Raw genomic sequence first — 4,630 nt, 5'->3', positions numbered from 1 at the left:
ATGGAAAACTTGCGCAAGTCGAGGCTGATGGTGGTTCTTTGCTGAACTGGACAAAAGCCACAGCTCAACTAATCAAATCCGAAAGCAAGTCAAAAGTATTTCGTTTGACGGTTCCTGTTGGGGATTCAAAGACCACGCAAAGCTATATCGTGGAGTATAAATACACCAAAAAAATCGGATGGCGGATTAGCAAGGAACCTATACTTGATATCAACAATGTCATGAACGATGCACTAGCTTTGGACCTGGCAACGAAATATGGTAAAGCGGAAAGTTATATCCAAAAGGGCGGCGCTTACCGTGAAGGCGAATACAAAACATTCAGCCACGACGGTAAAACTTACCGTTATCTATCCAGCGACATAGACACGAAATATGAACTGATAGCTTACTTGAAACAATCCATGACGCCTGCCCTTGCAGAGCAATTCTTCAAAGAGCGTGGAATAATCGAATACAAAGGCAAACTCGCCCAATTGGAAGCGGACGGAGGTTCGACGGCTCAATGGGCAAAATCAAAAGTCGAATTCATAAAAACGGTGAAAGACACGAAGTTCTATCGCGTAACTGTGCCATTTGGCGAATCAGGTGATGTGCTTATGTACATCGTCGAATACCAGTTCGAAGACAAGGCGGGGTGGAGAGTAAGCAAAGCTCCATACTGTGATCTCGACATTCCTGGCAATGTGAATCCTGCTTTCATCTTCTTCAATTATCTGCTGGTTGATGCCAAAGTAGTAAAAGAACAATTCCTGGCCTCTTCCACATTCAATGTGGAAGAATTCAGAAAAGGCATCAAAAAAGTCGAATTCCAAAAAATGACTGAAGTAAACCGCAGCGACAACCAAGTGGAATTCCTGGTAAAATTCACTGCCCAACTTGCCCCAGGCTATAAAGGCCCACTTGTAAACGGTGAAAACTTGATGTATTTCTATATCCAGCCGACGGGTTCTATGCAATTCAAGATTGACCGCATCGGCACGGTCAGCTGGCAATAATTTTTAACCATGTTCCGGAACAGGCATCCCTCGCTACCTGTTCCGGATTCTTTTTTTGTAGGGAGCGCAGAACCAACCCGAAACAAGTATGCACTCATAATAATGAATGAGCAGCTTTTTCTTATTGAACTAACGGTGAGGGTTAGATTAAAGAGTTAAGGGGGGAGAATTATGAAAAAAATACTTATGTTGATAAGAGAACAGGGAATCATATAGATGAATCCCTACTTATTAAAAACTTTTCAGAGGTGAAATATCTTTAATGATGCTCTATCATGTTAAACCATAAAAAATAGATACAGTGTTGAAATAACACGACTTAGAGGACGTCCACCTGGGCGTTCTTTTTGTTTACCTAAATAAAATCGATTTCCTTACGTAGAATAATAGTAAAACGGGAGGGGGGAGAAAAAGGTGAAGGTGATTCTTAAATTTAAGAATGGTGATCAAATTGCCCTCCCTGTTGCAAGCTCAGGATATTGGGATATAGTCGTTTGGGATGTAGTCATTCATTTAAAAGAAGTTAATGAAAAAGATWCACCATTCGAAGTTGTTTTGGGGAATGGAGAAATCTACGAAAGTAGTGGTAAAGAGCTGATTTCAGTTGAATTGACATTCTAATAAAATATTTTAAAACTCAGAATGTCTTTACGGGCATTTTTTTGTTTTCGCATAAAACGTACAATCGACATGAAAAAGCATCAGCTGCCGAAACGATTCTGAGTTGTTTCGGCAACAGATGCTTTTTGTTTATCGTTATTTAGCTGACCATTCAGTATGGAATACGCCATCTTTGTCTGTACGTTGGTAGGTATGTGCACCAAAGTAATCGCGCTGTGCTTGGATAAGATTGGCTGGCAATGTCTCAGTACGATAGCTATCATAGTAAGCTAATGCACTTGAGAAAGCAGGCGTTGGAATGCCTTGTTGAATTGCTAAGCCTAGTACTTCGCGAAGGGAACTCTGATATTCTCCTACGATTTCTTGGAAGTACGGATCAACTAATAGGTTAGGCAAGTCGCTGTTCTTGTCAAAAGCTTCTTTAATCTTTTGTAAGAACTGTGCACGAATGATACAACCTCCGCGGAAAATCATAGCTACATCCCCATAAGGAATGTTCCAACCATACTCCTCGGATGCTGCACGCATTTGAGCAAATCCTTGTGCATATGAACAAATTTTGCTCATATACAAAGCTTTACGAATCGCTTCAATCAATTCTTTTGAATCCCCTGCATACTTTTTCGACTCAGGGCCTTTAAGTATTTTGCTTGCTGCAACGCGCTCTTCCTTAACAGAAGAAATAAATCGTGCAAATACGGACTCTGTAACGATTGGGAGAGAAACACCCAAATCCAGAGCATTTTGACTTGTCCATTTTCCTGTCCCTTTTTGGCCGGCAACATCTAAAATCTGATCAACGAGTGGATTTCCGCTTTCTTCATCGATCTTAGTGAAAATGTCCGCAGTGATTTCGATAAGATAGCTATCAAGCTCGCCTTTGTTCCACTCAGCAAATATTTCATGCAATACCTGAGTTGAAAGACCAAGAGCATGTTTCATGATGAAATAAGCTTCAGAGATCAGTTGCATATCTCCATACTCAATTCCGTTATGAACCATCTTCACATAATGTCCTGCCCCATCAGGTCCCATGTAGGTACTGCAAGGAGTTCCATCAACTTTAGCAGAAATGGCATTAAGAATTGGTTCAACCTGTTCATAAGCTTCTTTTGATCCGCCTGGCATAATAGAAGGGCCGTTACGAGCTCCTTCTTCTCCACCCGAAACTCCGGCACCAATGAAATGTAGACCTACTTCTTTTAAGTTAGCTGTACGTCTATTCGTGTCTTCAAAGAATGAATTTCCGCCGTCCATAATAATATCGCCTTGTTGAAGGTGAGGGATAAGAGACTCAATGACCGTATCCGTTGTATCTCCAGCTTTAACCATCAATAATATTTTACGTGGTGTTTCTAATGAAGCGACGAAATCTTCTATGCTGTAAGTACCGTGAATATTTTTATCCTTCGCTTCTTTGTTGGATAATTCTTCTGTTCTATCTGTCCAGTAATCATAGACAGATACCGAAAAGCCTTTACTTTCCATATTGAGCGCAAGATTCAATCCCATCACGCCTAAACCAATAACACCGATTTGTTGTTTCATCATATCCTTACCTCATTCCTTTTAACCTAATATGGATAGGCGGTTCTCTAGTTCTTCTTTTTCTTTTTCAAAACCATCTTTGCCAAGTAACGCAAACATATTATTTTTGTAAGCTTCAACTCCTGGCTGGTCAAATGGATTTACACCGAGTAAAGTTCCACTTATTGCACAAGCTTTTTCGAAGAAATAGACCATTTCCCCAAAGGTGAATTCATTGAGTTCGTCTAGCTCTATTAACAAATTTGGAACACCTCCATCGATGTGAGCGAGGGTAGTTCCGAGTGCTGCCTTTTTGTTCACTTCATCCATTGTTTTTCCAGTTAAGAAATTCAGACCGTCCATATTGTCGACGTCCTCTTGAATGATACGTTCGATTGAAGAGTTTTTTACCTGTAGAACTGTTTCTATGAAAAGACGACGCCCTTCTTGAACATACTGGCCCATCGAATGTAAATCCGTTGAGAAGTTAACTGAAGCTGGGAAGAGACCTTTTTCATCTTTCCCTTCACTTTCTCCGAAAAGCTGTTTCCACCATTCCGCTACAAAGTGCAGACGAGGCTCATAGCTTACAAACAATTCTATTGATTTCCCTTTATTATAGAAAATATTTCTTACTGCGGCATATTGGTAACTCTCATTTGTAGCAAGAACGGGATCATTATATTTGTGGTATGCAGCTTTTGCTCCATCCATCACTTGGTCAATATTAAGACCAGCTACTGCGATTGGCAGTAAACCAACAGGCGTCAGAACTGAGTAACGTCCCCCTATGTTGTCCGGAATAACAAATGTTTCGTAACCTTCTTCGACCGCAAGCTTCCGAAGAGCACCCTTGCTCTGATCGGTAGTCACATAAATTCGATTCTTTGCCTCTTCTTTCCCATACTTCTTCTCCATAAATGTGCGGAAAATACGGAATGCTAAAGCAGGCTCTGTAGTTGTCCCTGATTTGGAAATAATATTAATAGAAATGTCTTTTCCCTCTAACACTTGTAGTAAATGTTCGATGTAGGTCGAGCTAATATTATGTCCAGCAAAATATATTTGTGTATTCTCTTTGACTTGATTATGAAACGTATGTGCTAAAGCCTCTATGGCTGCCTTAGACCCTAGATAAGAGCCACCAATACCAATAACTATCAGCGCGTCTGACTGTTGTTGAATTCGTTTAGCAGCATGCTTCACTCGGGCAAATTCCTCTTTATCGTAGGTAAGTGGCCAGTTAACCCACCCTAAGTAGTCAGAACCTGGTCCTGTTTGTTGGTGAATTTGATTATGCGATTGTTTTACAAATTCACTTAGATTTTCAAGTTCACTGTTTTTCATGAACGATAAAACATTGGTGAAATCAAATGAAACTGTCATATTTCGTCACTCCTTTTGATTTTTACTTTTTTCTACCACCACTTAATTTCATCGGATAGCAATAGTTGGTTTGCCTCATCTGGACCTGTTGAGCCTGC

General features: G+C 40.4%; 4 protein-coding genes. 2 read left to right on the top strand and 2 right to left on the bottom strand.

What is annotated here, in order from left to right:
- Positions 1-998 (top strand): DL-endopeptidase inhibitor IseA family protein (locus tag AC1DSB_RS14770; RefSeq protein ID WP_477586986.1); only part of this gene is annotated, 998 nt, incomplete at its 5' end.
- 414 nt (positions 999-1,412) lie between these two features.
- A complete protein-coding gene (locus AC1DSB_RS14765; RefSeq protein WP_477586985.1) occupies positions 1,413-1,619 on the top strand; it encodes a hypothetical protein in 207 nt (68 codons plus the stop codon).
- A 135-nt stretch (positions 1,620-1,754) separates the two neighbouring features.
- On the opposite strand, the gene gndA is transcribed toward AC1DSB_RS14765, so the two are convergent.
- Both gndA and AC1DSB_RS14755 read right to left on the bottom strand, forming a co-directional pair.
- On the bottom strand, positions 1,755-3,170 hold the full coding sequence (gene gndA / locus AC1DSB_RS14760) for an NADP-dependent phosphogluconate dehydrogenase (RefSeq protein ID WP_477532306.1): 1,416 nt from the start codon (positions 3,168-3,170) through the stop codon (positions 1,755-1,757).
- An 18-nt stretch (positions 3,171-3,188) separates the two neighbouring features.
- Positions 3,189-4,532, bottom strand: a complete 1,344-nt coding sequence (locus AC1DSB_RS14755) for a glucose-6-phosphate isomerase (RefSeq protein WP_016429460.1) — start codon at positions 4,530-4,532, stop codon at positions 3,189-3,191.
- Between the last annotated feature and the right edge of the window lie 98 nt (positions 4,533-4,630).

The sequence above is a fragment of the Paenisporosarcina sp. P4_E4_2 genome (assembly GCF_056401595.1).
This window is presented reverse-complemented; position numbering and strand designations above follow the sequence as displayed.